Genomic DNA, 26,974 nt, shown 5'->3' on the forward strand with positions numbered 1-26,974 from the left:
GCTCACGCAGGCCTCCCGCCGCGGCGGCCGAGGACGAACGCGAACCGGTCAGGAAACACCAGCACGGGCTCCGGATGAGCGGCTCGCATTTCTTCGATGCCCTTCTCGATCTCGCTGTCGCTGAAGGTGGAGAGCAGGGACATGTAGCGGGCGCGCACCATGCCGAGATACTTTTCCCGCTCAATGCGTAGCTCGTGCTCGACATGGCTGAGATCGGCTCCCAGGCCGGCAGCTCGCAGGTGTTCCTCGATGACGACCGGATCCGGCTGCAGTTCCTCGAAGCGCGCGAGGGCCGCCTCGAACAGCGGGTACTGAATGGTGGCCGGAAGCATCACCACCAGCAGCCGTCCTCCGGGCGCCAGACGATCGGCCAGGCCGCGAAGCGTGCGCGCTGGATCGGCCACGTGGTGCACCGACTCTTTGAGCCACATCGCGTCGAGCTGTTCGTACGGCAGCCGAGTACGTCCTTCGGCGATGTCCTCGGCGGAGGCGACGATCGGCGTCAGGTCTGCCGGAGGTGGCGTGCCGAGCTGGCGGAGCATCGCCTCGGAAGGATCGACGCACAGAACGGGATGGCGCGGCTGGAGCTGCTTGGCCACTTCCCTGGCGAACAGGCCCGTTCCGGAGCCGATGTCGGCGATCCGGTCAGTGGGACCAAGCCGCAGGGCATCGGCAATCCGGCCGGACATCCAGGGAACGTAGTCAGGGCCGTAGATCCAGTGCTCGTCGTACTCGGCCGCCAACTCCTCGTAGTGCCCTCGCACGTAGCGCCGCTCCACGATCCCCCTCGTGCCCTCGTGTGTCGCCGGTTGTACTGCACAAGCAGGTTATCGCGGGTACTTGCGCGGCAACAGTCAGTAATTCGGCTGTTGCTAGAGGTTGACCGACTTGCCTCGGGCGCACGGGAACACGTGAACGTGAGACGAGGAGCCACACCCCTTGTGGAAACCTATGGGGCTTGCAAAGTGGGCCATTGACGCGGGTCCAGTCCCACGTGGCAACTTCAGCCCCAGGCCAGTTGGCGGCTCGGTGTCTGGACGCGGGGAGCCGGTGCGGCGGCCTCGGGGTGGGCGATGCGATACGTGAGGGCGGTGTTGCGGCGCTGGGTGCGGTTGTTGGCGACAGCCCGTTCGACGGCCTCGCTCTGGCCGATGAGCATGACGCCGCGGCGGGCGCGGGTGACGGCGGTGTAGAGCAGGTTGCGTTGGAGCAGCATCATCCCGGCGGCGCTGACCATGGGAATGATGACGTAGGGGTATTCGCTGCCCTGGGAGCGGTGGACGGTCAGCGCGTAGGCGTGGACAAGTTCGTCGAGGTCGGTGAAGGGGTAGGTGGCCGCCTCGCCGTCGGGAAGCTGACAGTGAGCTGGTGGGCTTCGACATCGACGGTGGTGACGGTTCCGCTGCTGCCGTTGAAGACCCCGGTTTCGCCTCGGTGGGGGTTGTTGCGGACCTGCTGAACGCGGTCGCCGAGCCGGAAGGCGGTCCCGCCGTGATAGTGCTGGGGCTTGTCGTCGGCCGGTGGGTTGAGGCATTCCTGCAGGCGCAGGTTGAGGTCGGTCATGCCGGCGATGTTCTTCTTGCCCGGGCATAGCACCTGGATGTCCTCTGGACGGGCCCCGAGGTGCTTGGGCATGAGCTCGCAGACAAGGTCCACCACGCGCTGGGCGATGTCCTCGGCGCTGGGCAGGGGGCGGTTCCAGAAAGCCTTGGGGTCGTCTCTGGGGAGTTCGCCGCGCAGGATGCAGTGAGCGTTGATGACGATCGCGGCGCTGTCGTCGTGCTGGCGGAAGACTTTGGTCAGCCGGGTGCGCGGAATGTCCTCGACGTCGAGGAGGTCACGCAGGACTCGGCCGGGTCCGACACTGGGCAGTTGATCGGTGTCGCCGACGAGCAGCAGGTGGCAGCCTTCACGGACGGCGGCGAAGAGCCTGCGGGCCAGGGCAAGGTCGAGCATCGACGCCTCGTCGATGACCACGAGATCCGCGGTCTCCAGCACGCCGGCATGGTCGAAGAGAGAGTCGCCGTCGGGCGGCCGGATGAGCCGGTGCACGGTCATCGCGGACTGGCCGCAGGTCTCTTCCAGGCGTTTGGCGGCCTTCCCGGTCGGGGCGGCCAGCGCGACGACCGCACCGGCTTCGTCGGCGAGGTCGACCAGGGTGCGCAGCGTGTGCGTCTTGCCGCAGCCCGGCCCGCCCGTCAGGACGGATACGTGGCTGTTCAGGGCGGTGTGGATCGCCTGGTGCTGCTCGTCTGTCAGGCCGGCGGTCTCCTGGCCGGTCAGCGCGGCCAGCTGCTCCGCCCATGGGGCGAGGCCGGCCAGTGCCGGTGCGGAGGCGAGCAGGCGCCGTACGTGGAAGGCGAGTTGTGTCTCGTGCCGGTGCCGGTGCGGCAGCATGGCGATCTCGGTGTCGGCCAGCGTGCCGGTGCCGTCCAGCACGGGCAGCGGCAGCGTCTCGGTGACCGCCTCCCCCTGGGCGCGCAGCGCCTCCAGGGCGTGGCGCAGTACCGCATCGTCGAGGATCTCCGGGGTCACCGGGTCGTCGTCGGTCAGCAGCTGACGGGTGCGGGCGATCAGCACGCGCACCGGCAGATGGCAGTGGCCGTTTACCCCGGCCTGGTCGAGTTCGTGGAGTAGGGCGGCTTGGAGCCGGGCGTCGCTGTGTTTGGGGATGCCGACGGCGAGGGCGATCTTGTCGGCGTTGTGGAAGCCGACACCGTGCACGTCCCGGCACAACCGGTAGGGGGTGCGGCGGACGATGTACATCGGGTCGTCGTCGGTGTCGGCGTACGCGGTGTAGATCTTCACGGCGAGCGCCGGACTGATCTGGAGCCCCTGCAGGAACACCATGATCTCCGCAATGGCCTTCTGTTCCTGCCAGGCCGCGGAGATCCGGCTCAACCGGACCTGACCGATCCCATGTACCTCAAGGAGCCGCTGAGGTTCGGCGTCGATGACCTTCAGAGTCTGTTCACCGAAGGTATCCACGATCGCGGAGGCGAGAACGGGCCCGATCCCACGAATCATGCCCGAGGCGAGGTAGAGGCGGATCGCCCGATCGTCGGCCGGTATCGTCCGCTCACACCGCTCAGCCCTGAACTGCTGCCCGTGGCGTGGATGATGGCCCCATGCGCCGTAGAGCCGCAGACTCTCCCCGGGCCGCACCCCGAAGAGCGCCTTGCCGACCGCGGTGAGGCTCTCCTCGTCGCCCGTCGCGGCGGTCAGCCGCAGCACCGTGCGCTCGTCGTAGCCGATGTGCACCAGGTGATCGACCACGCCCTCGATCACTTCGAGGGCGTCCGGGGGCACTTGGTGGGGCACGCGCACCATCTCCAGAGGTACGTACGGCTGCAGATGACGTAATGCTGCTGGGCTGCAGCAACGTCAGCATGCGTCCCCGGACAGCCGTCTGTCGCGCACTTGAAGGATTCTCCTCACCCGCACGAGCGACATCCCCAGAGGCCAACGCGCGTACGGCCGGTTCGGCGGAGTGGCGCGCAGGCCGGACACCCGCGGGGTAGGTGGTCTACGTGGCGACTGGTGGTGACGGCATCAGGAGTCGGATGCCGTCCGTTTAGGTACGCTGCGCGGACGAACCTCAATGTTGGTGTCACGATGCAGCAGTCCGTTCACGGAGCTGCGGCTGCATCCCAGTTCGTCGGCGATCGCTGGATGGAACCGCCGACGGCGTACCCCTCGGCGGCGATCTTGGCGTAACCCTCGCACCGGGTTCCGAAGACGCACCTGCTGTGGTTTGGGTACAGGATGCTCTCCAACTGGGGCTCCAGGGGCTGGCGTTCGGCTGGCACGGCCATGTTCACGTATCGCATTGCGTTATGAAATGGTGACAATACGACTGGATGATCGGCGAGGATTTCTGTCGGGATATGCCCAGTTGATCCCTCATAGTTGACGTGATCACACCTGGTGTCACCCGGATCCCGCCGATAGCGTTGACGTACTCGTGAGAACCCTCGCCCCACCGGGAGCCATCCGTGAACCGCCGTCCCACCCTGCTCGCAGCCGCCGCGCTGACCGCTGTCGCGGCCCTGTCGCTGTCCGCCTGCGGGAGCGGTGACGGCGACTCCAAGAGCAACGACAAGATCGCTGGTGCTGACACGGGTGACCAGTCGTCTGCTTCAGCGCCGTCGAGTACCTCCGCCTCGACGCCGTCCGACCGTCCCGCCATCAAACTGCCGTCGGACCTCACCATGACGTTCGAGGGCGAGAAGACGGGCGACTCCGTCAAGGATGCCGTGCTGGCCGACAGCGCCGAACGAATGCGCGCGGTCAACGCGGCGATCGCGGATACGGACCCGAAACAGCAGGGGATCGACTTCTACGACAGCGGGAAAGCTCTGGAAGCGGCCGTGACGTGGGTGGGGAAGTTCAAGAAGGCGAATCTCGGTATCACCGGCACGTTCCGCTACTACGACCGGACCGTGACGCTGAGCGGCAGCAAGACCGCGTCGGTCATGTTCTGCGCCGACGAGAGCAAGGGCTACGCCAAGGACCTCAAGACGGGCAAGCCCAAGGTCACCACGCCGTCCGACCAGGACTTCATCCTCTACAACACCCGACTGGAAAAGAACGGTGACGGGGTGTGGCAGACCACGGGCATCGTGTCGACCGCGGGAGCGAAGCAGTGCCTGAAGTGAGCCGGCGAGTACTGGGGGGTCTCGCCCTGACCATGGCGTTGGTGGCTCTGGGTGCGCCGGGTGCCTGGGCGAGTGCCACCCCTGACGGCAGTCGGGAAGGCGACACGACTGCGTCAGGGGACCGCAAGGGCGACACACTGTCGGCAACGGCCGGTGCTGTCGTGTTCGACCGTTCGAAGAACGGTTCCGGGCAGTCCGCGGGGGCGGTAACGTCCACGAGCACGTGGACCCCGCCTGCGTGCTACTACGCACCCAAGTACACCCCGGCCGAGCTGAAGGCCTACCTGGAGCCGATCTGGGAAGCCGAGTCGACGGGGGCTCAGTGGGACCTGGAGCAGCGCAACAAGTACGAGAACGGCGGCAAGACCGACGGCACGTACAAGGACTTCAACAAGGACAAGACCAGCAAGGGCTACTGGTGGGACTCGTACGTCACCAAGGGACGTGAGGGCGACCCGGGCGCGCTCGACTGCACCAAGCCCATCTTCTGGGTGGACCAGGGTGAGGCCCCGCCGGCGGACATCCCTCAGGCGGTCACGCCGGAGGTGCTCGCGCAGCTCGCCTACGCCGAGATCCGTGTCCCCTCAACCAAGGTCCAGCTCGCTCCACAGGGCACCACGAAGGTGAACCTGCCGACCTGGGCGTGGCTGGACGCCGCGAAGTTCAAGCCAGTTTCGGTCACCGCGCGGGTGCCTCTCCTTGGTATCGAGGCGACGACCACCGCCGAACCGGTCTCGCTGAAGATCGACCCGGGCACGGACGACGCGGTCACCTACCCCGCCTCCGGCACTTGTCAGATCAACGCGGACAAATCCATCGGAGAGCCCTACGCCAACGGCAAGGCCGACGAGACTCCGCCTTGCGGGGTGAAGTACCTGCGCTCCTCCGGCGACGGCTCGTACCAGCTCAAGGCCACGGTCACGTGGAAGATCCACTGGACCGGCACCGGCGTGAATCGTGAACGGGCCCTGCCGGACGGCACGTTCGGCGCTGACCAAGATGTCGCCGTCCAGGAGATCCAGTCCGTCAACCGCTGAGCCAATCCAACCAGGGGAACGATGAGTGACATCCGCATCGACATCGGTGTGCTCAACCGTGTCCGCAGCGACATCAATCGCATCGGCGAGATCATGGAGCGGCCGGGCCGGGAGATGGACGAGGTCGACGGCGACTCCATGGGTGTGAGCCTGCTCGCCTCGCGTATGAACGACTTCGGGGACGAGTGGTCGTACGGGATCAAGCAGATCAAGAAGTATTCCGGTGCGGCGGTCAAAGCCCTCGACACGATGAAGAAGGAGTTCGAGGAGCTCGACATCAAGTTGGCTGAGGCGCTACGGAAGTCACAGGAGGGGGAGGCGTGTGAGTGATGTCTTCCCCTGGACTTCGCCCACGCAGACCTCACCCCTGAGGGGTCGGTTCCCGGCTCTTGGGTTCGTCCCGTGCCCCGGCGACCCCCACGCGGCGAAGCACGTGGCGGATGTCGTGCAGCGCACTGCACTTGCGCTGCACGAGATATCCGACGTCCTGCACGGCACGGGAGAGGGCGACTGGACGGGTAAGCACGCGGACGCGTTCCGCCAGCAGTTTCACGAGAACTTCCGGCCCAAGGTCGACAAGGCGAAACGCTCCTTCAGCAAGGCCGCGACGGCTCTGCGTGACTGGGCCGACGCAATGCCGGAGTGGCAGCGCAAGGCCGAGGTCCTGGAGCAGCACGCGCAGGACGCCCAGGACGCGTTGCACGCGGCGAAGCGGAAGCTGGCCGCTCTGCCGCCCAAACCACTGATCGATCTGCCATCGAAGGACGACGCTGAGGCGAACAAGCGGGAGAAGACCGAGAAGGACAGGTCCTCGGCGGAGCTGGCGGCCGCTACCGCGCAGTCCGATCTCGACCTGTACCGCGCTCAGGCCCGCAAACTGGCCAGCGACTACGACCTGGAAGGCCAATCGGTCGCCCGGCGCCTGGACAAGGCAATGGACATTGCGCCGAACGAGCCCGGTCTGATGCACGAACTGGGCGACGCCTTCAAGGACCTCGGGAAGGTACTCGACGCGCTCGACGACGTCGTCGCCAAAGAGATCAGTGCGGCTGTGGCGGACGCGGTCAAGTGGCTCACTGAGCATGCGAACGCCATCGCCGCCCTTGGTGACGTGCTCGGGACCATCAGCGCCGCACTGGGCGCAGCCTCGCTCATTGTCGCCCTCGTCTCTCCGGTGTCCGGGCCGTTTGCACCTATTTTTCTCGCGGCTGCAGAGGGCATCGGCGTCGCGTCGGGTGGCTTCTCCCTCGGCGCACTGGCACTGCACGGCGCCGCCCGAGCCGTCGGCGGAGACTCAGTGGTCTCCAGCCGTACGCTGGCCGAAGACGCTCTCGGTGTACTGCCCTTCGGCGGCGGCTTCAAAGGCATATCCAAGCTGGCCGCCGACAGTCGCTTGGCAGTCCATGCTTCCAATTTCGGCCTGGTCGATACGGTTGCGGCCTTCCTGGGCGATCCGACCGCACTCGGATACTGGGAGCCGAACAACGAGCGACAGGTCGCTGAGGTCGCGGCAACCCCGGTCATCCCCGGAGCCCCCTTGCTCGTGGCGTTCGAGAACGCCTGGGAAGCTGGAACCGAGAAGGACAAGGCAGCCCGGCAGGGAAAGTGAGCCACACGATGAAAGATGCAGAGATCCTGGCCCACTTCGATGGGCGCGGCACTGCCGAGTTCAGTCTGAGCGGCCTGGAGGCCGGCCAGTCCGACATGATCACGGCGATCGGCTTCGAGTTCGGCTACGACCTCAAGCAAGCCGAGGCGGTGAGCAGGAGCACGATGCGCATGATCTTTGTGCGCAATGACTCCCCAACGGCTCGTCAACGCGCCTGGCAGACGCACGACCGGTTGCGCGCGGGAGGTCCGCTCCTGGCGACGTGGACCGTCCCTGGTGCAGCACCAGGAGCGGTCGGCTCCGTCACAGCCGTCGACATGGCGTCGAAGCGACGAGGTCTCGCCGCCTACGAGGCCAACGGCATCAGGGGATTCGTCGTCTTCATCGCCATGCTCAGCCTCGGCTGCTTCATCCTCGCGTGGGTCCTGCGCGACAGCCCGAACACACCCCTCGCCGTGATGGCGGCAGTGCTCGGCATCGCCGTTGCCGTGGCCGCGGCCCTTACCCCTCGGTGGATGAAGCAGTGGTACGAGAAGAACCGGCGGCTCGTGGATCTCTACGACCAACAACGGTCCGGCCAGGTGGGCCCCCCGCCGCCCCCGCCGCCTCCCGGGCCCACCGGTCCGCATCCCGGTAGCGGGAGCAGCCAGTGATACGGGTCGACTTCTCGGTTCCCGCCGAGTTCGAAGAGATGCCTCTGGGCATGGACTTCGACACGGCCTGGGCCACCGTGAACGCCCGAAGCACCTCCGCCTCACTGGCGCCCGAGGCCGAGCAACAGCCACGGGCGGAGATAGCCCGCACGCTCCAGCAGATCTCGCGGTTGCTCGCAGAGGTCGGCGTCGTGTACACAGCCACCTCCCTGCAGTCCGTCGAGGGCGAGACTTCCATCGGCTCGCTCGCCGTCGCTGTTGTGGACTTCCCCTACGGCGACGATCCCGCCACCGCAGTCAGAGGGACCCTGCGAGGAATCCTCGACTCGCAAAGAGAAGGCTGGGCCGCATCGGTGATCGACGCTCCGTGCGGCCAGGCTGCTGTCTTCACCGGCAGCCAGATCTATGTTCTTCCTGCGGTGTTCTCCCCGAGCGGTGAAGAACTCAAGGTCCTCACCGCCCAGTTCCACGCGATCATCCCCATCCCGCCCAAGGCGGGGGGAGGCGGCCAGCGCATGTGTCTGGTGGCATTCTCCACACCCCAGATCGCCCACTGGGAGAGGTGCTACGCCCCGATCATGGCCACGGTGCTGCGAAGTCTCCACTTTCGGGAGGAAGCCGAAAGCAACAACGGCGATGGAATTGAGCTCTGACACGAAAAGAATGACGTCGGCGCTGATGGGGATATGTTCAGAGATCCCCATCAGGCACCAGGCCCGCGACCGCGTCTACCTGGCCGTCGGCATCGGCTGCTACGTCCTCGCCTTGATCGTGAGTCTGTTCCTCCTGGCGGACGACTTCGGTCCTGCCCTACTGGTGCCCGCGTGGATCGTTGCCACTTCGCGGGATGCGAGCCCGGCCCCTGATCACCGGCCGTGTGGACCGTACGGACTCCAGCCATGCAGGAACGGCTCCAGGTCACTGGGGCGGGGATCGGGCACTTCGGGCATGCGGAGTGGTCGGGTGAGGGGGTCGAGTGATCGTGCATGGTGCGTCGCCCAAGACAGCCAGGCTTCGGCCTCGGTGCGCTCGGTGCCCTGTGGCATGGCTTCGATCCGCTCGTTCACCGCGGTGAGGTAGGTGGAGAGCTGTGTGGCCTGTTGCCATGCCTTCTGCTGTTGTTCCAGCACGCGGATGCGGAAGGCCTCGGCGTAGTCGTGGTGGGCCTGCCGGATCGCCGCTTCCCATTGACGGCGTTTGAGCCTGGCCTGTTCCTCCTCCTCGGCGCGCTTGCGTTCGGCGGCCTGTCCGCGCAGGTCCACCTCCTGCAGAATCTGTGGCAGTTGGTCTTCAAGCGGATGGTCAGCTGTGTCTTTCCAGACGGACCGGCGGTGGGTGATTCCTCCGTTGAGGGTGATGGTGAGACGGTCTGAGGGCGCGTAGTCGTACTTGGAGACCTTGACCCAGGAGTACCGCTCGGCGTCGTCAAGTTCCTTCGCCGTAGGCACGTGCTCGATCATGTCCCGCTCCTGCCCGAGACAGAAGCCGCATGACTGCCCTTGAGCCGTGACGGTGAAGAGGCCTTCGGCGTCCGAGCGGCGTGAGCGGTGTCCCGCGTGTTCGCCGCGGGCCAGTCGGACCGTGTGCCCGCGATGCTCCGCCTCCGTCACGATGGCCTGCACGAGGCGCAGCGCTCGTGGCTGGACGGACTTACTCAGGCCCAGAGCAGGTTCCCCGTCCCGGAGCGTGGCCACGATGGCATGCGGCCTGTGGAGTCGCTCGGGAACGGCGATCGGGTTCAGAACGGCCAGTTTCCACGCTGGCATGTCCTGGATGGTGATCTCGTAGCCTCCCGCCCGCCAGCGGTAGACCATCTCTTTCCCTTCAGGCAGCTTTCCGCATTGCTGCGCCGATCTGATCCGAGCCGTCCAGTTGGGTGCCCCTGCCCCGTACTCCTGCTTGATCACGAGGGAACCACCGGCCGCGAGAACATCATCGATGAGCTGCTCACCAAGAGTCTTCCTCGGTTGCTTCGCCGTCGTACGTCGTCTGGGCGAAGGGCGAGCGACGGCTTCAGGGGCCGTGGGCTTGCCGGGAGTCAGGGTCTGCGGTGGCGCGGATTGCGCCGTTACCGACGTCGCCGCAGGCGCCTTGGCTCTGGTGTGTCGCACGGAATGCTCCTGCCGCGCCGTGTGCGCGAGGTAGGTCCCGTGTTCAAGGTAGTGACGGCCGGGGGCCGTGACCTCGACGCTCCAGACACCCGCCCGTCTGGCAATCTTCACCAGCCCGCGATTCTGCAGTGCCTGCGCGCTGATCTTGTAGGCGAAGTCGTTCTCGTCCCAGGCTCCCGCGGGGCAGCCTTTGGCGATCCAGCGCAGCACCTCCAACTGCCGCTCGGTGAGGGGCTTCTTGGCCATCTCTGTCTCCTGCTCGCATACCACGGACGATGCAGTCGCCGACCAAGCGCGGACGTCGTCCCGTGGACGGGTCAGCCGGGCGGCTGCATCCTGCGGAACTCTGCCACTGGGATCTCGAACTGTGCCTCGAGTTTCGTGGCGCCCTTCTCCCGGCCTGCTTGCCGGAGCATGCCGACGGCCTGCTCCACGATCCTGCCGAGCCTGACGACCTCGGCCCGCAGGACACGGAGTTCGGCATAGGCCTCGCCGGCTTGCGTACCGCACCACTGCCGTACGAGGTCTCGAGCAGGCTTGAACTCCCTGTCGACCTGGGCGCAGACCTCGGGGCTGAAGTGATGCCCCTCCCGTTTGCCCCGCCCTGGGGTGTACGAGCCGTAGATCGCTTCCTTTCGGGCCCGTTGATCCTCCCGTTCCACCTCTGCCATGACCTGCTCGGCGTGCAGGGTGGCGCCCTTGCGCGCGCACGCCAGCGTCACCGGCCAGGGCGCCTCCGCACTCCCGTCATCATGAACGGCAGCCAACGGGTCACCGGTGAGGAATTCCGTGCTCTCCTCCAGCGCCTCGGCGAACGCCGTCACGTCGTGGATGTACAAGACGCCGTCGTCGTGCCGCGAAAAGCCGACGCTCGCCAGTTCATCCCAGGGGCAGGCATCGAACACGATGTCCACCGCACGGCGTTCGGGGGCGTCACGTAGAGGCGTGGCGGCTGCGAGCTCTTCCCGGCGGCGTTCCTCCGCGAGCCACCGGTCAGCCCGTTCCCACGGAACACGCAACTCGGAGGGAGGCACCCAGGCTTCGCGGCCCTCTTCCTCGTCCCCGGTGAAGCGGACCTTGACACGTGGCGGGCGCTTGGAACCAAGGCGGAGAACCTCCACCCGGGCTACCGGGCCATGCGCCCGGGCACGGTGCGCCCAGAACTCCCCTACTTCCATCACATTCCTAAATGGATCCGGTCGTGAAAGCACCCGCAGACCTGGCACGCCCGACGAGAACCGGGCTCCTCGTCGTAGACAGGGCACTGCGCACCGCTCCGGTCGGGCTCCTCGACACCTTGCTCCTGACCAACGAGGAATTGCAGGACATCGCGTATCGCACTCAGCTGGCGTCGGCCGAGTTCCTCGCCCACCGGCCCATCAACGACAACGTGTTCGGACCTGAGTAGAGGCGGGTAGTCCCCACCTGCCGGGCGCGGCGAGGAGGTCGACTGCGCACGCTCTACATTCGCCATGCCACCCACTTTCTCTTCGGCACGCGGACTTTCCACGATGTCGGCCGAACTCGTGATAGACGCCACAAGGAGCCTGTACACTTCCTCACCGCACTCGGGGATTCTGCAGCCGTCGAGTCCCCCCACCCGGCAGGAACCGAACTACTCGCTGGACGCGCCCCTGACCCCGCCAACCCGCTGCAAGGGCCGAACGGACTCCAGCGGTGGAGGGACGGCCCTTCAAGCTGCTGGCCGAGTTTCGGGCACTTCGGGCGGGACCTTTGCGTCGAGGACGGGAACGACACCAGCCGAGACCGCCCTTCCACCCTCACCGTCGCACAAATCCGCAGGTCAGCGCCGTTTACACGACCAGCCATGTTTTGTGGCTCCCGCCAGGGGCACCCAAAACATGGCTGGTCAATGCCCCGACCGGTCGCGGTGAGCGGGGCGACCACTTGCCGTGTCAAGCGGCCTCGTCACCCGCTACGCCTACTACATGTAGAACTCGATCGCCGCCCCGGCCGCCGAGCTTTCCGCAGTTTCGGCTGCGGCCGCCAGCGGCCGTAGCGGTGGCCGATCCGACCATCCGCCGCTTCAGCGGCGCGGCCGTCGGCGCGCTACTGGTAGACGGTGGTAATCGGCGTCGCGACGCTGGCTCCGCTGCCGGGGGCGGCGTAGGAGATGGTCCACACGGCGGCTGTCTTGTTCGGATAGCCGTACAGGTAGCCGCCGTTGTCGCAGCCGTAGTTCAGCCGCTGTCCCGCGAGCGTCGCGGTGCCGCCACCGGCGAACGAGCAGCGGGCGCCGTTGGCCAGGACGAGGATGATCGGTTCGATGTCGGGTCCGCCCGGCATGTGGTCGTTGTTGCCGGGAAAGCCCTCGGGGACCGACAGTTCGACCATGCGGTCGGGAGCTCCGTCCAGGCACAGCGCGCTGGTGTCCGAGGGATCGGAGTCTGGGGAGAAACACGGGTCGAGGATCCGGTCGCCGACGGTGCAGCGCCAGGCGTCCGTGCGCATCGTGGATTCGGCGGTCCCGAAGCAAGAGCCACTGGCCCGGTCGGTGATGGTGATGCCGGTTGCCGGGGTGCCGCCTGGGGACCAGGGGCTGAGGGTGACCACCTGGGTCTGCGTCGGCGCGGACGACGCCGCGGCGGTCGGGGTCTGTGACTCGGTAACGGCTGAACGGGCGAGAGGGGACGTGGTCGCAGCCGGTGTGGCGCCAGGGATAGAGCGGGCCGCGGACGACTGCGGGGAGTGGGTGGCGCGCGCTGAGGCGTGGCCCGGGGCCAGTGCGAACCATGTCCCCATGGCGGCCGCGGCGAACACGGCGGCCGCGACGACGACGAGCCGGGCGCGCCTGTAGGGAGGGCGTACCGCGGAAGCCGGCCAGGCGGGGTCTTCGACGGTCGGGGGGTGCCACTGCTCTGCGATCAGGTTCGGGACCTCGGTCGGCCGGTCGTGGACATCCCCGAGGACCTGAGTCGCCTGCTCGCCGACCAGCTCGGCGGTCTTCTGCGCCACGACGGAGGACGACGGCCGATGGCCCGGTTCTTTGGCGAGGCACGCCGTCACCAAGCTGAGCATGTCGTCGGGGACGCCGTCGAGGTTTGGCTCGGCGCTGAGGACGCGAAAGGCGATGGCCTCGGCATTGCCGGTGCCGAAGGGGTGGCGGCCGGTGGCCGCGAAGGCGAGCAGCACACCCCAGGCGAAGACATCCCCTGGCGGCCCGGCAGTGCCGTCACGGTAATACTCGGGGCTCAGCCAGCCCGGTGTTCCGGTGAGCATGCCGGTACGGGTGACCGCGGTGCCGTCGGCGACGTGGGCGATACCGAAGCCCAGCACCTGCGGCCCGTCCGGGGCCAGGATCACATTCGCGGGTTTCAGATCGCGGTGGACCACCCCGGCGGCGTGTACGGCCGCGAGCGCCCCGGCCGTCCCCGCGGCGAACAGGTGCAGCTGGATCCCGGCCAGCGGCCCGTGCACCGCCGTGTGCTCTCCGAGCGTCAAGCCGGGTACATAGGCCGTCGCCAGCCACGGGATGTCCGCCTCGGGATGGGCCTCCAGCAGCGGCACCAGACACGGCCCCGACACTCGCCGCAGAACCTGCACCTCGCGCCGGAATCGGGCCCGGAACTGGTGATCTGCGGCCTGCCCGGCGTGCACGGCCTTCACCGCTACCCGCTCGCCCCGCTCCCCGACCGCGGCGTACACGGTGCCCATCCCACCCGCGCCCAGCACCCCGACCACCCGGAAGCGCCCGATCCGAGCCGGGTCCGAGGCACGACGAGCAGCAATCTGCGACACGAACAAGACTCCCGCCGTGAGCAATTGTGGACGAGATATGGACCCTAGCGGGGATCGCCGACGCCACACGCCAGTCGGCATCAGATGAGATCCACCCGCGCCATGCCCGCCCAGCCGGACCCCGAGCCCTCCGCGATCAGCCTCCATTGATCACGGGGTGTCGTGCAGCCGACGGGCACCCGGCACACCTTCGCCGGGCCACGCGACGGCATACGTTGAATCCCCGGATTGCAATTCGACGTCACAGCCCTCTGACTCTGCTTCGGCGAACTCGCTGTGCTGCAGGCGGCTCCTTGGTGAGCGGCGTGTGCCGTCGCCGGTGGCCGCCATACTGGGCGGATGTCCGCGAACACCAGCGACGACCCGGCAGAAGAACTGACACTGGCGCAGCTGACCCGCCACAGGCAGTCCGGCCCCTTGACGCCGCCGATCCAGAACCCTGCCCTGTTGCCGTTCAACGAGCTGGATCCCGAGGTGTTCGAACGGGTCGTCGCCGAGGTAGTCAGTCGGCGGCACAACCTGGGTGTGCAGTTCTACGGACGGCGCGGGCAGAAGCAGCACGGCCTGGACATCGTCGAGCGGGAGCCGTCGCAGCGCCGCTCCCTCTACCAGGTCAAGCGCTACCAGAAGATTACGGAAGCGCAGCTGCGGGAAGCCGTCGAGACGTACGCCGGACCCGTCAGGGGCCCGGACTTCCAGGGAGACTCCCGGCGGTTCGACCCTTACAGGTTCGTCGTGGTGACGTCGGCGCAGACCGAGGACGACACTGCCACCGTGGATGCGCTGGCCGAGTTGCAGAACGAGTACGCCGGCGATCTCGTGATCGAGGGTTGGGGTGCGGAAGCGCTCAGCCGCGCCCTGCGCGATGCCCACCATCTCGTGTTCGCGGTGTTCGGACCACATTGGGCCGAGGCGTTCTGCGGATTCACGCTTTCCCCCGCGGCCCAGATCGCGCCCGAAGCCTTGGGCTTGGTCGATGACCCGGCCGAGGTACTCGGCCTGGACGCGCTCCAGGCCGACGCTGTCGCGCAGGAGGAGCGGGCCCCGTTGGATGCGGCGCACTTGCTGGGGCTCGTCGCCGACGGTCTGCAGGCAGGCGGCTTCCCGGTGCACTCAGCGGCGATGTATCGTCGCCAGGCGCGGACCTTGCTGTCGGGCGGTGATCTGTCTGGTGCGTTTTCCATCCTGGTCAAGTTGACACTGACGGCGATCTCCACTGCCGACCACACGGCAGCCGCGTTCGTCCGCATGGAGTTGGAAAGGGCTGCGGGCCAGCTGGGGAATTCGGCACCCGCCACGGCAACAGTCCTGGCCGCGGTCGACGGCTGGTCCGAGCACGGAAGCCAGCTGGCTGCCACGGTGCCGGCGCTCGAGGCCCTGGCTGCTGCTGGCGACGAGCATGCCGCCTTGCTGTGCTGTCTGGTGATCGAGCAGGCCATCGTCGACGGCTTGTATGACCGGGTTCCCGCACGGTCCGTCTTGTCGCCGCTGGACGCGGACACCGACGGGCTGTTGGCGCGGCTTCGGTCGCTCGCGGCGGCCGCCGACCACCGTGATCCGGTGATCCGGGCGCGGCTGCGCTGCGCTTACGCCGACGCCGCCGTGCCCCTTGAAGGCACGCGCGAGGAGCTCGAGCGGGCATGGCAGCAGCTCGTCCGTGCTGCGGCGGCCGGGCGGTTCCGTGGAGCCCGCGCGCTGGTGGCCTCCCGAGCCGCATACGCCTTCGCGGCACGCGGTGATGGCGAGCAGGCGGAGAACCTGTGGCGGCAGGCCGTGCTGGCCAGCAGCGAGGAGCAACTGTATGGCGACGCCCGTGGAGCGATGCGGTCGCTGCAGTACTTGGCCATCGACCAGGGCCGGCCGCTTAACGGACCGAACGGCGCCACCGGCGGCCTGCCCGATCGCAAGCGGCTGCTGGCGGCAGCTCTTGACCCGGCACTGTCCGCGCTGGAGGCCGCCCACCACGGTCGCCTGCCCGATGCACTCGGAGACGTCCGCCGGTACCTGTGGGAGGCGCGACTGTCCGGCGACCGACGCGAGGAAGCCAGCGCGCAAGCGCTGTTGGGCGATGTGCTCAGCAGTGGCGGTCACCATCGCCCAGCCACGCACTACTACCTGGAGGCAGGGGCCGGGGACAAAGCTGCCGCGGCGGTGCGCGCTGCCGCTGCCGTTCGACGTCACCAACTGGCTCAGCTCCCCGGTGCGTCACCGCCAGGCCGCGGGCATCGAGGTCATGAAGGCGCAGGCAGCCGCCCTGCCCGACACTGTGGTCTCCGAGTCGGTGCGCCAGCTCTTGGAGCATGCAGCCACGGTGTGGGAAGCTCCCCATGCAGATCCCGCTCCCGAGCGCCAGGCCCTGAACGCTGTGGCGGCGTTCGGACCGCGGATCCCCGACAGCGCCGTGGACACCATCCTCGCTCTGGCCAGGCCAGCCACCGCTACCCCCGCGCCTGCCTCTTGGGCGGCGGTCGCCCCCGTCGTCGCGAACCTCCTCATCCAGACCTACTGGGCCGTGGAACCACAACGCCCGGAAATCGCCCAGATGCTGGACGCCCTGCTGGCGCTGCCAGTGCCGACTTTCAACTTGTGGCCCCTGATTCTCGAGATCCCCGAGCAGGCACGCGAGCCCTTGCAGGGCATCATGCACTCCCGCGCCGAGGACGGCGACCGGGACGCCCTGCGTGTCCTTGCGCACTGGCACGAGGACACGCCCGCGGTCCAGACCGCAGCCCGTCAGGCCTGCGCCGCGCTGCTGCGCCGCCCCGTGGCCATCCCTCGCAACGTTGTGACCGTCGACACCCAGGCCACCGAAACCGTCGGCTTCCTCAAGGCACTGCTCAAGGCAGACGCCCTCGTCGACGTCTCCCCCGACGACCTAGGTCCCGACCAGGCCCAGCCCGCTGGCCGCGTCGTGCTGCAGATCCAGCTGAATCCCCCGGCCGGTACAAGCAGTACCCAGGTCTATGCTCAGCCCACCGCACAGCACATACCTGACCAGGCAGCTAGTCAGACGGCCACGGGGCCCGACCATGCGGCTCTCCTCGCTTCAGGGCCGCTGCCCGCCCTGGCTGAGGCCATCGCACGACACCTGCTCGCCATGGCCGAGGACACCCACGACACGTCACCGTCGCGTATTCAGGCGATCGACGCACTGCGCGCTCTGGCCTTCCACCTGCCCGGGTCGGTCCTGTGCGACATCACTGACCGGATGCTGATCGTCAGCCGTAACCCAGGGCTCCCGGAGATCGACCGGCTCACGTTGGAGGTCAGTGGCGCGTTCAGCCGAGGCCGCCTGAATCTGGGCATCACGCATCTGCCCGGGATGGCCTTGGTACTCGCGACCGACGCGTTCATCCAGCAGCGTGATCGCCAGTCCCCACTCGCGGCACAGGAGACCGCGTTCGTTGACGAAGTGATGGCCTCGAGTGCGGCGCTGATGCGCGATCCGGACGCGGAGGTGCGGAAGTTGGGCGCGATCGCAATGCACGATCTCGCTCACGGCGCACCCGAGGCCGCCGTCCAAACCACCGGCATGCTCTCCCACCCCGATCCGCAGGTCCGCGCCCTCGGCGCCAGCATCGTCCCTCTGACGCCAGATCGACAAGCGCTTCTCGCGAGTGATCCGGCGCCGGAGGTACGGCAGGCCCTATCCGACCGGCTCGCGGCGCAATTGCCAACCGCACCCAATTGATTGGGAGGAGCACGGGCAGCCGAGCTGTGCATGCGGATGGAGCGCGTTGCCGGGGAGAACGCAAGTGGGGCGCCCGACGGCTCACCCGACAGCCGACGTCCACCCGCCCCGGAGCTGGCCGCGACAAGCCCCTGATCGGCAAAGGGGTCGGACTTGCCCTTCAGCCTCTGGGTCTTGCGGTCCGGGCGGTCCGCGTCGATGACCGTCCCGTCGGATCTTCGCGTACGCCGGGAGAAGGCTGACAGGCGGCGCCCCGATGAGGACCTCGGTTTTCGTGTTGTGACAAGTTCGGGTCGCGCCGCCGAGACCGAAGTTCCGGTCACTGGGCGCACTACAGCGCCCTATCACTGCCCAAGCAACCGAATCCGCGGGGTTGGCTCACGCAAGCGTCCAGCTGCCGCGTCAGCCAACCCGCGTCTTCGGCAGAAATCCCGACACGGTCACCACGAGCGAGTCTCCGCAGGTCACAGGGGGTGCGTCACGACCAGCCCTTGAATGCGGCTCCTGCCCAGGACTCGAACCTGCGGCTAGGTGCGGCCTCGGGACAGCCATGACGTCCAGCCAACCGGCCTGTGCGGGCAACGACATGGCCGTTCGCCGCATCCAGGCCCCAGGGCGCGATTACCCGAAGCGCTCGGCCCACGCGGGCATACAAGCCGCCCCTCCGAACTGACTCGCCGTTCAGCTACATCCAGCAGCGATCCAGCCAGCGTGCGGAGAACGACGGATGACAGCAGGTGACGAAGCGTCAGTTTATCCAGCCAAAATCCAGCCAGGGGCACGTGAGCGGAGTCGACCCGAATTCGGGTCGACTCCGCCTGACCTGGCGTTTTGCTAATTCGCCGAATCCACGGTAATGCGTGGCCTATACATTGAAGCGGAATGTCTGCGGCCCGCTCCTGACCTGCGGCGGAGCCCTATCCAGGGCTCTGACCTGGGACTTCCTCGTTGGGAAGCGTTGGCTCCCGACGGCCGTTTATGCGTGTCCTGCGGACTGGCCGCGGACTGGCTGGGTACGCCGAGGCAGAGAAATCCATGGCACACCGGCGGGACCTGCAACGAGACTGCGCGGGTGAGCGACTCCTACCCCTGTCCCTGCTGCGGGCACCGCGTGCTGGACGCGATGCCCGGCTCGTACGAGATCTGCCCCATCTGCTTCTGGGAGGACGACGGGGTCCAGTTCCGCTGGCCGACCATGGACGGCGGAGCGAACAAGGTCTCCCTGATCGACGCCCAGCGCAACTACCAGGACTTCGGGGCCTGCGACCAGCACGGCCGCCGGTACGTCCGCCCACCGGCCGAGGACGAGCCGCTCGACCCCGCCTGGCGCCCCATCGACCTGACGCGCGACTCCTTCGAGGACTGGGAAGCCGAGGACCGCGCCCCGTGGCCCGACGACCGCTCGGTGCTCTGCTGGTGGCTCCCCACCTTCTGGCGCCGGGACCACTCCGCGTCATGACCTTCCACATCGAGACACTCGTCCGGCAGCTCGACGGCAAGGCCGACGAGTCCTACGACGCCCGCGCGGAGCTGATCTGGATCGGCGCCGATGCCATACCCGCCGTCATCAACGGCCTGCCTTCCCTCGGCGGCTTCGGTCAGCTGACCGCCATCGAGGTCTTCGAGGAGGTGGGCGATCCCTGTTGCGGCCCCGCTCTCATCGGACTGCTGGACAGCGACAACCCGACCGTCCGCGAATGGGCTGCCATGGCCCTGGCGCGCCTGGAGATCGACGGCGCCATCGAGCCCCTGCGCCGCGCCTACCGCGCCTGCCTGGAACGGGCGTCCCCACCGGACTGGACCGAGTCTGTCGGCATCCGCTGGGCGCTGACCGAACTCGGCGCACGCACCCCTGTCGTCCCAGCGCTCACCGCACGCCTACGCCCCACCGCGGCGAACGACGCCCCCGGCTGGTCCTCGGCCCACTTCACCGAGATCATCAACGACCTGGCCGACCACGCCCAGGTGATCCTCTATTCCCAGTTCTGGCGGGTGGACGCCGGCCGCACATGCGGCATCTCCGGCACTGGCCTGGACTGGGAACTCGACTGGACCGCGCCCTGGGAGCACCTGGTCGAAGAGTCCCGCAGATGGTCCCTGCTGGAAGCCTCCGAAGCCCCCGCCGGCGACAACATCTTCGTCACCCTCACCTGGATCGACCGTACCGACCTTCACCCGGAGAGGTGACCGATGCCGTCCCAGCACCCTGAGGAGATCGGCTACGGCCATGTGGTCGAGAGCTACGTGACGAGGATGTACGCGGGCCTCCCGCGCTACCTCGTACTGAACGGCGGACGCTTCCTGAGCCCCCGGTGGTGGCACACCACCCGCTTCACCCGACACCTACTCAACGACGCCGCTGCGATCACCGACGAGGAACTGGAAGCCCTCCTCGGGTACGAATGGCGCTCGCGCCTCACCGCCGCCTGGCTGATCGGCGTCGACCGCCGCGAACGGTTCCGGGCACGCATCGGCGACCTGCTCCTGGCCAGCGAGGTCTGCTATTCCGGCGGCGCCTACTGCTTCGCCCTGGCCCGCTTCGGCACACACACGGACGCCGAGATCCTCACCGCCTACCTCGACCGCTACCTCCCCCGCACCGACCTGCACTACGACCAGCCCGCTGCCCTGGGCGCCCTCCTCCGCCTCGACGCCCTCCTCGGCACCCACCATGCCAACCGCTTCACGGAGCCCGACGGCCTCTGGGACGAGTGGGTCAAGGGCGTGGGACACCTCGGCTACCCCAGCCACACCCCCGTCGAGCAGCGCCGCTGGACGGACCTCCACTGCGAGTTCGCCAACGGTTGGACCCGCTCCTGAACTACCTCGCCCAGCCACGGCGCCTCTGGCGCTGATATCGCGATTGCGTCTGCTGCAGCTCAACTCAGATGAAATAGTTGGCAGATGAAACAGCTCTGGTTCGAGGGCGGCAAGAGAGGGAGCACCATGTCGTACTCACTGGTCGTCGGTGAGCCGTACCCGAGGCAGGTCAACTGGCCGAAGTCTGCTGCCACCCTGGTACTTAGCGAGAACTACGTCGAGATCATCCATTCGTTCGACGGCCTCACGTCGGACGAGCTGGCCGCCTTCACGACCGGCTCAGCGACGGTCGCGGTCACCATCGGGGACAGACATTTGATGTGGTGCTACCGCTTCGACGCCCCGACCCGCCCCGGCGCCCCGAAGGCGACTCTCGGTTGGGGCGACTCGCCATGGGAGGCATACCGCCAGCACGGCCGCACTGTCGGCGTGCCCGGGCAGCGAGGTGAGCCCTTCACCGCGTACATGGTGCTCGTCGATGCCTCTACCGGCATCGTCGAGGGTCTACGGACGGCCGAGATAGGCAAAGACGTCGCGGACGCACTCCGGTACGGCGTCGCCCGTCAGCTCGCGCTGCCCTACGACCATGCGGCCGCATCGCGTGAGATCGACGCGGTGTACCGACGGCACCCCAGCACACAGAGCCTCCTGAGGGAGGCCATCGCCGGCCAGCAGATCCCCGCTCTCGGCAGCTGACCGATCAGCCGCAGTCAAGCGGGGTCACCGATGTGCACGGTTGCCGAACTTTGCGGGGAGCCAAGCCTGTTGGGGGACGTATGCTTCCAACCAGATTGAAAGCTGGGGCAGGAGTTACGAAGGGGCACCCGTTCCCTGCCATGAGCAGCGAGCACTGTAGGTGATAGGGGGAGACGGCATGGAGCTGCAGATCACCGTCGATACACAAGGCGACGACACGGCGGCCCACGATCTGTACTACTGGCTCCGGCAGGATCGTGAGCTCCGGCGCCACGCACAGGTCGAGCTGGCACTGCCTGTTAGCGCTTCCGGCCGCATGAACGCGGGAGAGACCATCAACATGTTCGTCAGCAACGGTCTCGCCGCCGCGAGCCTGTTGGTGAACATCGTGGTTGCCTGGCGAACAGCCCGCCCATCGTCACCCGGGCCGGTCGTCATCGCCCGCGACGGAATGACCGTGACAGTCCACGACACATCAGAGGACACCCTGCGTCGCGTCGCGGCCCTGCTGACATCCACACCTCCCGAAGTAGCGCCAGGGACCATCGGCACGAGCCAGGCGTCGGCGCCCTCGGTCTCCGAAGATCGGTGATGCGCCTGCCTGATCCTGACGGAACCCGTGTAGTGTTGATCGGGGTGGACGAATACCAGCACTTCCCACCCTTGCCGGCGGTGCGCAACAACCTCACCGAGCTGGCCAAGCTCTTCAGGTCCCCACTCGGTGGAAGCCTTCCGGACAGACATTGCACGACGGTACTCAACCCGACTGACATCAGCAGCGCGCTCGACCCCGTACACCGGGCGGCGAGTGAAGCGTCGGACACCCTGGTGGTGTACTTCGCCGGCCACGGTACGCGGCTACCCGATGGCTCCCTCCGTCTCGCCGTGCGCAATTCAGAACGGGGCAGGAAACAGTACGCGTCCGTGGCCTTCGACGACCTCCGTGCCGAAGTGCTGGACAGCATGGCTGTCAACAAGGTCGTGATCCTGGACTGTTGCTACAGCGGTGCTGCGCTGGAGGGGTTCATGGGGAGCACCGATGAGGTCGCGGACGAGACCATCATCGAAGGCACCTACGTCATGACCGCCTCAGCAGCGACGCAAGCGGCTATGGCTCCCCCGGATGCCCCACTTACAGCGTTCACCGGCGAACTCGTCAAAGCGATTGCCAATGGCATAGCTGAAGTGCCGGACCCGCTGGACATGAGCTCCCTCTACAAGTACGTGCACGGTCGACTCAGATCGCAGGGAATGCCACTGCCTCAGCAACGAGCCGGCGGCCTGGGGCACGACATCGCGCTGTTCCACAACAAGTGGAGCCCGCCCACAGAGAAACCGACGCTCTCGGCAAAGCGGGATGAATGGTTCCACGAGATTCATCACAATCTGGTCGGGCGCTTGAGGAATGTCTCGGCACTCGCCCAAGACCGGCTCCGCCCCGAGTTCGGCGATCCGGCGCTCATCCGCTCCCTGCTGGTAGCGCGAATCGCCGTCCAACTCGCCCAGGGCAAAAGCACGACGACCATCAGCGGCATGCTCTCCTCCAGCGGGGTCTTCGCCACTCCGTGCCCCAGCACCGACGAACTCTCCGAACTCATCGCCGAGGTCCAGTTCAGATACGAAACAGACGGGCTGGCCAACAGCGTTCCGTTCCTCGGAGGTCTGGGGCTCTTTCCCTGGACGCCAGAGAGTACGTACATGCTGCTGAGCGAATACTGGGCTGCCCAGCGAAGCCGTACGATGCCTCGTCCGCACGTGGAGCGGGAACTCAGCGACCTTTGGGACACCGCGGACACCCGTGTCCTGAGCGCGCACTCATCGCTGCCGTCCCTCCCACTGGTCACTTATCCCGACCCTTGGGAGAAGCTGAAGGCCGAGCCGGATCTTCGAGTCGGCACCGTCACAGCAATGATGCTCGGCGAGCGCGGTGGGGGCGACCGTGCATGGGAACATTGGATGTCCACTCGCCCGTGGAGCACACTCACGGCCCGCCACTTGGTTCAGCTTGGCGGCGATCTCGTCCGGTGCAAGGCAGCTCAGCGGACCCTCGCTCAGTACGTCGATCTGGCACCAGCTGGCCATATCTCCCGTGCAGTCCTTTTACGGGCGGCGGAGATCATCGAAGAGCAGTTGAAGGACATCGCACTAGCCATCGAAAGCATTGGCGCCATCGAGTACGACTTGCTACGCGAGCGCACAGCGGACGAGCACTTCCAGGACGGTTGCCTTGCCACCTTCAGCAAGCACCTTCTGAAGCGCTCTCAAGCCTTCACGCCCTTCGAAGAACATAAGATGAACCATGGCACATGGGCTGCGATCCCCTGGTGGTCCCTAGTCGTTCACGGTAAGCAAGAACAGCGGGCGGTTGAGGACTTCCTGAAACGCGGCGGCCTCCAACTGGGTGTCGCCGCCGAAAGTCCCGACGCCGACGAGCTCGTCATCAGCTGTGAGGAACCCGACCTCGGACCTTCATGGATAACCGCCCGGCTCATCTTCGATCTTCGCGACGTCGTACAGGCCTGCGAGTTGCTTCTTCTGGGTCGGCGGCAATCCGTGGTTGTGGACTTCCTCACCGAGCACATCGATGAGTGGGACGATCGGCAAGTGCATCTGGCCGGAAGTCTCGACCTCTCGCTCGGGCCGGAGATCGGAGCGACACTGACCGATGTCGCAACCCGTGCCCTGCACCGACTTTTACCTGATTCTCCTGGTCCATCGCTTCATCACGAGGGCGTGCCGGCACTTGATCGACTCCTCGGCTCGTCACGGCTCCCGAGGATCGCCCGCTGCCCTCGCTAGCCGGCGGTGTCCTCGCACGCTCGGACGAGGTCGCGGTGGCCGAGTTCGCGCGCGTACTCGCCACCTCCGCCATCCTGGCAGCAGCTACCGATCCGCGTTTTTGAACGATGAGGACGGGCATGGACGTCGCGCCCTCGGAATGGCAGAAGCACATTCGACGATTCGACGGTCGGCGCCGACACGCACTGGTCGCAGCATCGCGCGGACTGCTGCAGACAGCAAGGCTCCCCGACTTGCATCGCCGCAGGTCAGGGAGCCTCTGAAGGCCTACTCAGACGCTGAAGCGGAACTCCACCACGTTCCGCCCTGCATCACGTAGTTCTACGCGATCTTCCATCGATGCCTCGCCCTTGACGCAGTCCTTGGCCGCCGAGCTGGCCTCCAACAAGTCCTTGGCCGCCACAGGAGGGCAAATCTTCCGTGCGACATCTCTATAGGGGACATGCAAGCACAACCCAGTTCCCTGGCCTCGGCGCCCAACTGCACGTACCCCGCGCCCCCATCCGAGCGGCACCCGGGCCCGGGCACCCCGGGGCAGGCCCGGGTGGCCCTCCCCGAGGAGCCGCCCGACGTGACCGAGCCCGTCGCTGCCACCCTCCTGCAGCTCCTTCGCACCCTGATCGCCGATTCGAGCCAGCAGCGCCCCGAGACCGGCAGCGGCTGACCGAGAGACGCGGGCAGCCACTGGCTCTTCTCCCCCATTCGAGGTACGACAGAACGCCGCATAACACCCGCAGCGCGCCCCACACCGCGCGCCCGCACTGGGAGTCTCACCGCACGTGATCCGCTTCGCCTTCGCCGGCCGCTGCTCCACCGAGGACCTCCAAGACCCCGAGGCCTCCAGAAACTGGCAGCTCACCCGTGCCCGAGCCCTGATCGAACCCGCCGGCGGCCACATCGTCACCCAATACTTCGACATCGGACACAGCCGCTCCCTGCCCTGGCAGCGCCGCCCCCGCGCCAACGAACTCCTCCAAGCCCTCCGCAACCCCAACCGCGGCTTCGACGCCGTCGTGATCGGCGAGCCACAGCGCACCTTCTACGGCAACCAGTTCGGCAACACCTTCCCCGTCTTCGTCCACTTCCGTATCCCCCTGTGGGTCCCGGAGATCGGCGGCCCGATCGACCCGGACAACGAGGCCCACGACCTCGTCATGTCCGTCTTCGGCGGCATGAGCAAGGGCGAACGCAACCGCATCAAGATCCGGGTCCGGACCGCCATGAGTTCTCAGGCCCAGCTCCAGGGCCGCTACCTCGGCGGACGCCCCCCGTACGGATACCTGATCGGCGACGCGGGGCCGCACCCGAACCCGGCCAAGGCCGCCACGGGACAGCGGATCCACCGCCTGGAACCCGACCCCGCCGCAGCCCCCACCGTGGCCCGGATCTTCCAGATGTACATCGACGGCATGAGCGACAAGGCCATCGCCGCCCAGCTCACCCGGGAAGGCATCCCCTGCCCCTCCGCCCATGACGCGGCCCGTAATCCCCACCGGAAGAAGACCGCATGGCAGGCCGGAGCGGTCAGAGCGATCCTCATCAACCCCCGATACACCGGCTACGAGATCTGGAACAAGCAGCGCAAGGAGGAACACCTCTACGACGTCGACGACGTCACCCTCGGCCACCGCACCCGCATGACACACAACCCGGCCGACCAGTGGGTGTGGTCCAATGACGCCGCTCACGAAGCGATCGTCACCACCCAGCTCTTCGACACCGTCAAGAAGATCCGTCAGCAGCGTGCCCGCATGCCGCAGCGCCTCGAACGCCCCGGACGACAACCGCAGGGGCAACGGACGTACGCACTGCGCGGGCGGGTGCGATGCGAGACGTGCGGGCGCAAGATGCAGCCCGCGACGATCCGCAACACCGTCTACTACCGCTGCGAGTTCAGGGAACAGGAGCGGTCCCTCCACCCCGGCCTGGATCACCCCCGGACCGTCTACCTCCGGGAGGACGTGGTGTGCCGGGCTCTGGACCGGTGGATCGCGAAAGCCTTCGCCCCCGACCGGCTCACCGCCACCCTCACCGCCCTCGCCCAAGCCAGCGCGGCAGCGCACGCTGCCGAGACGCTCACTCCGCAGCACGCACAGGCCCGCAAAGTCGTCAAGGAATGCGAGCGGCGTCTCGCCCGCTACCAGGCCGCCCTCGAAGCCGGCGCCGACCCCGCCGTCGTCACTCAATGGATCAACGAGGCGCAGGCGGAGAAGGAGGCAGCACGCAAGAAGCTCGACACGCCACCTGCCGCCACTCGAAAGAAGGAAACTCCCCTCAGTGCCGACCAGATCCGGGAGATCACTGAGAGACTCGGAGACATCGCACAACGCGTGCAGGCCATCGACGCAGAGAAGAAGAGCCCACTCTACGAAGCCCTCGGGATCACGATCAGTTACGAACACGCAGGTAGGGCCGCAACCGTTAGGTCGAGGCCCTCATCCGCGTATCGCTATAGCGAGTGTCCGAGGGGGGACTTGAACCCCCACGCCCGTTAAAGGGCACTAGCACCTCAAGCTAGCGCGTCTGCCATTCCGCCACCCGGACTAGGTGTCTGCCGCCTGACCGGGGGTGTTCCCCGCGGCGACATGGACAACAATACCAAGCTTTCGGAGTGCCTTTCACCTGCGTTTCCGTCGGCGTCTGCGCAGGTCGGGCGCTCGTCACCGCCCGTGGCCGGGTCATCACCGGGCGGCCAGCAGCGCCTGCAGCGCGCGGACGAACGTCGCGGCCGTCTCGTCGTCCAGAGGCGCGAGAAAGCGGCGTTCCGCGGCCCGCCGCGCGTCCTCGGCATGCCCCATCCGCTCACGCCCGGTGTCCGTCAGTTCGACGATGTTGCGCCGACGGTCCTGCGGGCTGCGCCGGCGCTCGACCAGCCCCCGCCGCTCCAGACCGTCGAGCAGGGCGACCATCGTCGTGCGGTCCACCCCGAGCCGCCCCGCCACCTCGATCTGGGACAGCGGTTCGGCTCCGGCCAGCACCACCAGGACCGCCAGCTCGTGCCCGTCCATGGCGTACGGCGCGAGCGTCTCGGCCGAGGTCCGCGCCAGCTCGGCCTGGACGTGCTTGAGGAGGTATCCGAGCCGGGATTCGAGGGGGTCGCTGGCCATGCCGTAGACGATATCGAAAACTGATCGTCAGCAA

25 protein-coding genes and 1 tRNA gene are annotated in these 26,974 nt (G+C 67.2%); 16 read left to right on the forward strand and 10 right to left on the reverse strand.

The annotated features are described in order from the left end of the window. Positions 1-2 precede the first annotated feature (2 nt). The 3 genes from ACIRR9_RS37760 to ACIRR9_RS37770 all read right to left on the reverse strand — a co-directional run bounded on the left by ACIRR9_RS37760 (position 3) and on the right by ACIRR9_RS37770 (position 3,321). Positions 3-779: a class I SAM-dependent methyltransferase gene (locus ACIRR9_RS37760; RefSeq protein ID WP_403761614.1), complete on the reverse strand. Its 777-nt coding sequence runs from the start codon at positions 777-779 to the stop codon at positions 3-5. A gap of 224 nt (positions 780-1,003) precedes the next feature. Continuing rightward, a complete protein-coding gene (locus ACIRR9_RS37765; RefSeq protein ID WP_403761812.1) occupies positions 1,004-1,288 on the reverse strand; it encodes an ATP-binding domain-containing protein in 285 nt (94 codons plus the stop codon). Beyond that, positions 1,285-3,321 carry an AAA family ATPase gene (locus ACIRR9_RS37770; protein ID WP_403761616.1) on the reverse strand — a complete coding sequence of 679 codons (2,037 nt, stop codon included), beginning with the start codon at positions 3,319-3,321 and terminating at the stop codon, positions 1,285-1,287. The genes ACIRR9_RS37765 and ACIRR9_RS37770 overlap by 4 nt, the downstream gene beginning before the upstream one ends. A 674-nt stretch (positions 3,322-3,995) precedes the next feature. Between ACIRR9_RS37770 and ACIRR9_RS37775 the strand changes: the two genes are divergently transcribed. The 6 genes from ACIRR9_RS37775 to ACIRR9_RS37800 all read left to right on the forward strand — a co-directional run bounded on the left by ACIRR9_RS37775 (position 3,996) and on the right by ACIRR9_RS37800 (position 8,610). Further along, positions 3,996-4,658: a hypothetical protein gene (locus ACIRR9_RS37775; protein WP_403761619.1), complete on the forward strand. Its 663-nt coding sequence runs from the start codon at positions 3,996-3,998 to the stop codon at positions 4,656-4,658. Further along, complete coding sequence (locus tag ACIRR9_RS37780) at positions 4,646-5,695, forward strand: hypothetical protein (RefSeq protein WP_403761622.1); 1,050 nt, start codon at positions 4,646-4,648, stop codon at positions 5,693-5,695. Before ACIRR9_RS37775 ends, ACIRR9_RS37780 begins: the two co-directional genes overlap by 13 nt. 21 nt (positions 5,696-5,716) lie before the next feature. Next, complete coding sequence (locus tag ACIRR9_RS37785) at positions 5,717-6,025, forward strand: hypothetical protein (RefSeq protein WP_403761624.1); 309 nt, start codon at positions 5,717-5,719, stop codon at positions 6,023-6,025. A 103-nt stretch (positions 6,026-6,128) separates the two neighbouring features. Continuing rightward, complete coding sequence (locus ACIRR9_RS37790; protein WP_403761626.1) at positions 6,129-7,304, forward strand: hypothetical protein; 1,176 nt, start codon at positions 6,129-6,131, stop codon at positions 7,302-7,304. Next, the gene (locus tag ACIRR9_RS37795; RefSeq protein ID WP_403761628.1) at positions 7,301-7,957 is read left to right on the forward strand and encodes a hypothetical protein; all 657 of its coding nucleotides are present in this window, start codon (positions 7,301-7,303) and stop codon (positions 7,955-7,957) included. Before ACIRR9_RS37790 ends, ACIRR9_RS37795 begins: the two co-directional genes overlap by 4 nt. Further along, positions 7,954-8,610, forward strand: a complete 657-nt coding sequence (locus ACIRR9_RS37800) for a hypothetical protein (RefSeq protein WP_403761631.1) — start codon at positions 7,954-7,956, stop codon at positions 8,608-8,610. Before ACIRR9_RS37795 ends, ACIRR9_RS37800 begins: the two co-directional genes overlap by 4 nt. Positions 8,611-8,823: 213 nt before the next feature. On the opposite strand, the gene ACIRR9_RS37805 is transcribed toward ACIRR9_RS37800, so the two are convergent. Both ACIRR9_RS37805 and ACIRR9_RS37810 read right to left on the reverse strand, forming a co-directional pair. Beyond that, positions 8,824-10,314 (reverse strand): hypothetical protein, encoded by a 1,491-nt coding sequence (locus tag ACIRR9_RS37805; RefSeq protein ID WP_403761633.1) that lies wholly within the window; start codon positions 10,312-10,314, stop codon positions 8,824-8,826. Positions 10,315-10,385: 71 nt separating this feature from the next. Beyond that, positions 10,386-11,189, reverse strand: a complete 804-nt coding sequence (locus tag ACIRR9_RS37810; protein WP_403761635.1) for a hypothetical protein — start codon at positions 11,187-11,189, stop codon at positions 10,386-10,388. A gap of 80 nt (positions 11,190-11,269) precedes the next feature. Between ACIRR9_RS37810 and ACIRR9_RS37815 the strand changes: the two genes are divergently transcribed. Continuing rightward, positions 11,270-11,476, forward strand: coding sequence for a hypothetical protein (locus tag ACIRR9_RS37815; RefSeq protein WP_403761638.1), 207 nt, complete (start codon positions 11,270-11,272; stop codon positions 11,474-11,476). 662 nt (positions 11,477-12,138) lie between these two features. Here the strand turns inward: ACIRR9_RS37815 and ACIRR9_RS37820 are convergent. The 3 genes from ACIRR9_RS37820 to ACIRR9_RS37830 form a co-directional block, all read right to left on the reverse strand. Beyond that, positions 12,139-13,827, reverse strand: a complete 1,689-nt coding sequence (locus ACIRR9_RS37820) for a protein kinase (RefSeq protein WP_403761641.1) — start codon at positions 13,825-13,827, stop codon at positions 12,139-12,141. Positions 13,828-13,977: 150 nt separating this feature from the next. After that, entirely contained in the window at positions 13,978-14,940 is a 963-nt protein-coding gene (locus ACIRR9_RS37825; protein WP_403761643.1) for a hypothetical protein, read from the reverse strand. After that, positions 14,941-15,921 carry a hypothetical protein gene (locus tag ACIRR9_RS37830; RefSeq protein WP_403761646.1) on the reverse strand — a complete coding sequence of 327 codons (981 nt, stop codon included), beginning with the start codon at positions 15,919-15,921 and terminating at the stop codon, positions 14,941-14,943. Between ACIRR9_RS37830 and ACIRR9_RS37835 the strand changes: the two genes are divergently transcribed. From ACIRR9_RS37835 to ACIRR9_RS37875, 9 genes are all read left to right on the forward strand, one after another. After that, the gene (locus ACIRR9_RS37835; RefSeq protein ID WP_403761649.1) at positions 15,908-17,518 is read left to right on the forward strand and encodes a hypothetical protein; all 1,611 of its coding nucleotides are present in this window, start codon (positions 15,908-15,910) and stop codon (positions 17,516-17,518) included. The genes ACIRR9_RS37830 and ACIRR9_RS37835 overlap by 14 nt on opposite strands. Before the next feature lie 1,072 nt (positions 17,519-18,590). Then, positions 18,591-18,977, forward strand: coding sequence for a CPCC family cysteine-rich protein (locus ACIRR9_RS37840; RefSeq protein WP_403761652.1), 387 nt, complete (start codon positions 18,591-18,593; stop codon positions 18,975-18,977). After that, entirely contained in the window at positions 18,974-19,705 is a 732-nt protein-coding gene (locus ACIRR9_RS37845) for a HEAT repeat domain-containing protein (RefSeq protein ID WP_403761655.1), read from the forward strand. The genes ACIRR9_RS37840 and ACIRR9_RS37845 overlap by 4 nt, the downstream gene beginning before the upstream one ends. 3 nt (positions 19,706-19,708) lie before the next feature. Continuing rightward, positions 19,709-20,338, forward strand: a complete 630-nt coding sequence (locus ACIRR9_RS37850) for a DUF6000 family protein (protein ID WP_403761658.1) — start codon at positions 19,709-19,711, stop codon at positions 20,336-20,338. 84 nt (positions 20,339-20,422) lie between these two features. Next, the gene (locus ACIRR9_RS37855; protein WP_403761661.1) at positions 20,423-21,034 is read left to right on the forward strand and encodes a hypothetical protein; all 612 of its coding nucleotides are present in this window, start codon (positions 20,423-20,425) and stop codon (positions 21,032-21,034) included. A gap of 178 nt (positions 21,035-21,212) precedes the next feature. Beyond that, positions 21,213-21,626, forward strand: a complete 414-nt coding sequence (locus tag ACIRR9_RS37860) for a hypothetical protein (protein WP_403761663.1) — start codon at positions 21,213-21,215, stop codon at positions 21,624-21,626. Beyond that, positions 21,626-23,833 (forward strand): caspase domain-containing protein, encoded by a 2,208-nt coding sequence (locus ACIRR9_RS37865; protein ID WP_403761666.1) that lies wholly within the window; start codon positions 21,626-21,628, stop codon positions 23,831-23,833. The genes ACIRR9_RS37860 and ACIRR9_RS37865 overlap by 1 nt, the downstream gene beginning before the upstream one ends. A 442-nt stretch (positions 23,834-24,275) precedes the next feature. Continuing rightward, positions 24,276-24,497 carry a hypothetical protein gene (locus ACIRR9_RS37870; protein WP_403761669.1) on the forward strand — a complete coding sequence of 74 codons (222 nt, stop codon included), beginning with the start codon at positions 24,276-24,278 and terminating at the stop codon, positions 24,495-24,497. Between the two features lie 115 nt (positions 24,498-24,612). After that, entirely contained in the window at positions 24,613-26,328 is a 1,716-nt protein-coding gene (locus tag ACIRR9_RS37875; RefSeq protein ID WP_403761672.1) for a recombinase family protein, read from the forward strand. On the opposite strand, the gene ACIRR9_RS37880 is transcribed toward ACIRR9_RS37875, so the two are convergent. Both ACIRR9_RS37880 and ACIRR9_RS37885 read right to left on the reverse strand, forming a co-directional pair. After that, positions 26,293-26,377, reverse strand: a tRNA-Leu gene (locus tag ACIRR9_RS37880). The two genes, ACIRR9_RS37875 and ACIRR9_RS37880, sit on opposite strands and share 36 nt — an antisense overlap. Positions 26,378-26,514: 137 nt before the next feature. Further along, positions 26,515-26,940: a MarR family winged helix-turn-helix transcriptional regulator gene (locus tag ACIRR9_RS37885; protein ID WP_403761675.1), complete on the reverse strand. Its 426-nt coding sequence runs from the start codon at positions 26,938-26,940 to the stop codon at positions 26,515-26,517. Between the last annotated feature and the right edge of the window lie 34 nt (positions 26,941-26,974).

Source organism: Streptomyces sp. NPDC101234 (assembly GCF_044767525.1).
Taxonomy (GTDB): Bacteria; Actinomycetota; Actinomycetes; order Streptomycetales; family Streptomycetaceae; genus Streptomyces; species Streptomyces sasae.